Here is a 4,288-nt window from a genome sequence, read left to right as displayed (position 1 = left end):
GGGGGCGGAAGCCTGCGGCTTAATCGTCGCCTGACGGCTCCTCAGGCGGTGCTGACGCACCGCCAGGTGCGGGGGTGCCGCCTGCGGCGTCACCGTGCGTGGTGTGGCCTCGGCTGCGCCTCGGCGGGCAGTGCGTGGCTGGGGGAATTCGCCGGTGGCGAATTCGTGGGCGCAGCACACGCCGTTGGGGCGGGCGTCGGGCGTCGCTGCGCTCCGCCATTCTCGGGGCATTTTCCCGGGCCTACGGCCCGTCAACCTGTCGGCTTTCCGGCTTTCCTGGGGCTGGCCTTTCAGCGGCCCTACAGGCCGGTTGGCTTGCAGGGGTTCCCGGGCTACGCCCGGGGTGAGCGTTGACGATGTGACGCGAAATTCGGGTAGCGGCCCCTTCCTCCGATCGGGAGGGGGTGCCGGCCCGGGCCTGCGGCGCCGGGCGTTGACGATGTGTCGCGGACTTCGGGTATCAGTCACAACCTCACCCCCCCGGCCCCCTCCCCCGGTCCCGGCCGATGGCCGGTCCGCCGCCTGGTTGCTGGGCTGTCGGCCCATCCTCCGCCCTCCGAGCGGGGCCTGCGGCCCTCGGCGGTCACCTCCGGGCCGCCGGTCCGGCTCGGGCCTCCCCGGCCTCCGTGGCGGGCCCTCACGAGCCCCCCGCACGATGGCCCCTGACGGGCCCTCAACCACGGATTCGGGACCGGCATCCGAAGAACATCAGGCGGCCTTTCCCCGGCTTCCGTACAGCCCGATCCTACCGGTCCCCGGAAGGGCGCGAGACGCGAACACACAACCTCGCGGCAACTGTCCATCCCAGCTCTATCCGGCCGCCCTCCCGGCGAGAATGCGAATGCTTTTCCGCCATCTTTCAAGCGACAATCCGAAAGCCCCTCGCGACGCAGCGGGCAGAAATCCAATTCAGGCGCGCCGAAAAGGGGCCTACGGCCCTCGCCACCGACACCTCGACCGCCAATCCAGACCACCCGGAAAACAGCGCGCACCGTCAACCGGGCAATTCCCGAAGCGTCGCCACCAAACCAAACACCGGGCCAGGACAGCGGCCTGGACAGGCGGTCAGGGCGCAGCAGCGGGCGGTACGGCGACCAGGGCGCGCAGCAGCGGAGCGCGGCACCGGGCGGCGCGGGCGGGGCACTGGGGAGGAATCGCGGCCGGCGGACCGACGCAGCCCGGTGCAACACGGGGTGCAACACGCCCGCCCCGGGCCCCTCCCCGGCCACATAACACCTGGTCAGACCCGCAACACGCCCCCGCGTCGTACCCCACCGCAACACCCTGTTGCACCCCCGCATTGCACCCACCACCAAGCCGAACGGCTTCCGCGTACCTGGGCACACCCGCCGAAATATTCTGCTTGCACGCTCGAGCATCACGTCGAAGTCCACAGCAACTTCGGGAGGAAGCGAAGCGATGAACATGCCGTCCGACAGCCCCAGCGCCACAGAAACCCAGCACAGGAGGCGCCGCGGCCGGTGGGCCGGCCGGGCGCTGGCCAGGAGGGCCATGCTCGGCCTGGCCCACGCCGCCGGTGGTCTGCCGGTGACCCTGATCGCTCACTGGCTGACGCGCTAACACCGCACAACCCGCTCCTCGGCACCGCCGAGGAGCGGGCCAACAGACGACGCCCGTCACCTGACCACCTACGCCGACTTCACCGTCGCCCTGGGCGAGCAACCGGACTACGAGGTGTGCCCCGGTTCGACGCGCCGGCCGTCTTCGCCGAGCTGATCGGCACCGACGACTACCTCACGAAGTGGGCGACGCCGCGATCACCCTCCCCTCGCTCCAGCGCATGGGCTGTTGCACCCGCTCGACATCCACCAGCACGTCTGCCAGCGGGGCTACGGCCACTACGACATCGCGGGCGTGTGTAACCGGGACTACCGCTTCACCTGGCTGCGCGCCTCCCACGAACAGCGCGAGCCACCGACCCCTGCAGCTGACGACGTGTTCGGGCCCGTACCGGACCCTGGACGACAGACCGCCACCTGCTCCCGAGCCGGCCGCCGGCGGGCGTCCCACGCCGCTTCCTTGGCTCGCCGTGCCTCCTGCACGGCCAGCTCGACCACATAAACTCCTGCCGCAGCTGGTACGCCACCGCATGGCGCAGCGGGCGCTGGCGTACCAGTGGGTGCCGTGGGCGTGCCGCCGCACCGTGCCGGGCCTGACGCCGAGCTAGACAGCCAGCCGCTCGACCGCGCGGGCCATCGTCTTGTCCTGGCGCAGCAGGCCCGGACGACGCCGGGCCCGACGCACACCAAACCGAACACCAACCCCCAGCCATCGCAATTCCGACCCGAATTCAGACCACCACCGGCAACCAATCCGCCAAAACAACCAGGCGGAATACCCGGGCGGAATCCACCCCCGAAAACAGCCCACAACACCGGGCCCACCCCCGAGCGGGCCGACCCGACCCCCGAGCCCCACCCGCCACCACACACAGTCACCAAACCAGCCGCCCGACACCACCTACCCGACACCCTCGACAGGTGCAACCAAAGGTCCAGACAACCCCGCGATAGAGGCCAAAACACGCCCACCACAATCAACAGGTCACACCCGATGGCCCCTCGCCGGGTAGAGCTTCGCGTGCAGCACGCGGTCCTCCCACCACGGATCGTCCCGTCCGGGGGCCAAGGCCAGGGCAGACACCAGCTCCCGCCTGGTCGGAGCGGGCAGCGTCAACGGGCCCAAGTCCTCTGCGACGCAGGTCTGATCGCACTGCGGGCAATCCAACCGTCCGGGCCAGCGATCTCCCTGCGCCGCAGACTGCTGAGCCTCGTCTGCGCAGCACGCGAGACTCAGCACTCGTTGGAGTGAACCGGGTTCGTTCTCCTATCTCCCGGATTCTCAACGCACTTGACTTCCCTGCAGTGGTCACAGGCGCGGCGAGGGGTGGGTTCCGTGGACGCGGCGAGGGTGGAGGCGTGCTTCGTCACGCCTGGTGGCGAGGTTAAGCAGCAGCGCCTGAGGCGTGCGGCCGGGCAGGTGCGCTTCGAGGAGTTGGGGCCGGTTGCCGCGTTCCCGGTGGTACCAGGGCGCAGCTGGGGTCCGGGGTGGTGGTGGTCCTCGACGACGGGGCGGTTGGTGGCGCACGGGTCGATGGCGATGCGGATGCAGTTGATGCTGCTGGACCGCGAGCGTTCGGTGACGGGTCTGGCGGGGCGGCCGGTGCGGCTGCTGTGGCGCGAGGAGGACGGCACGGTGCGTTCCTGGGTGCCGCAGTTGTTCGCCCGCTATGCGGACGGCGGGGCGCTGCTGGCCGACTGTCCTGCCGTTCCAGGCGTGGGCGGGCTGGCGGCGCAGCGGGCGGCGCGGGTGCTGGCGCAGGTGTGTGAGGGGGTGGGGTGGGTGTACCGGCGGCTGGAGCCGCCGTCGCCGGTGGTGGCGGCGAATGTGCGGTGGCTGGCTGGCTACCGGCATCCGCGGTTCGGTGCTGACGGGGTGCTGCGTGAGGCGGTGCTGGCGGCGTTCGCCGAGCCGCGGCCGCTGGCGGAGGGGGTCGCGGCGGTGGGTGTGCCGTTGCGGGCGGGGCCGATGGTCTTCCATCTGCTGTGGTCCGGCGCTCTGACCACGGGGTTGGAGAAGCGGCCGCTGGACGCCGGGAGCGTGGTGGGCCGGGGAGTGGCGGCGTGAGCGGCGGGTCGGGTCGGCGGGTGCTGGCGGTGGGCGCGCACATCGTCTTCGACGGGCGTGCCTGGCAGGTGGTCGGGGTGGAGGGACAGCTGGTGCGGCTGGCCGGCGAGCGCGGCGAGGTCGCGACGGTGTTGGCCGGGCACCTGGTGGCGGCACCGGACTTCGCGGTGACCGGCGCGCGGCCGCAGGTGGGGGTGCCGCAGTGGGGGCTGTTCCAGACGGTGCCGGTGCGCGAGCAGGAGAAGGCCCTGGCCTGGCAGCGGCACATCCAGGAAGTGGAGTACGGGCTCGCCGGCGGGGAGGGCGCAGCGGGGGTGCCGCGGCCTCAGTACAACCCGGAGCTGCACACGCTCGCCGAGCGGGAGCAGGCCAAGGCCGCAGAGCTCACCGCCCTGGGGTGGGAACACGTCGCTGTCAGCACCGTGCAGCGGATGCGGCTGAACTACCGGCGCCAGGGGCTGTGGGGACTGGTTGACCACCGCACGACCAAGCCCGCCAGCCGCACCGGGCGCGCCGACGAGAAAGTCGTCGCCGCGGTGCTGGAGGCGCTGCGGCGCCAGCGCGGCCGCTCCAAGGGCACCGTGAAGGGGCTGATGCAGCTGACGAGGCAGGTGCTGGACGAGCGGTACGGGAGCGGGGC

The 4,288-nt window shown here is 71.5% G+C and carries 1 protein-coding gene and 1 pseudogene; both read left to right on the top strand.

The window, feature by feature from the left end; translation table 11 throughout:
* Window positions 1–2,916 precede the first annotated feature (2,916 nt).
* A complete protein-coding gene (locus ACZ3TI_RS40615; protein ID WP_465735560.1) occupies window positions 2,917–3,648 on the top strand; it encodes a TnsA-like heteromeric transposase endonuclease subunit in 732 nt (243 codons plus the stop codon).
* Window positions 3,645–4,288, top strand: a pseudogene (locus ACZ3TI_RS40610) (transposase); the annotation flags it as partial. The gene ACZ3TI_RS40615 and the pseudogene ACZ3TI_RS40610, both read left to right, overlap by 4 nt.

It is taken from the genome of Kitasatospora sp. NPDC023120, from assembly GCF_055560835.1.
Note: the sequence above shows the minus strand (reverse complement) of the source record. Positions and strands in the feature narration are given on the sequence as shown.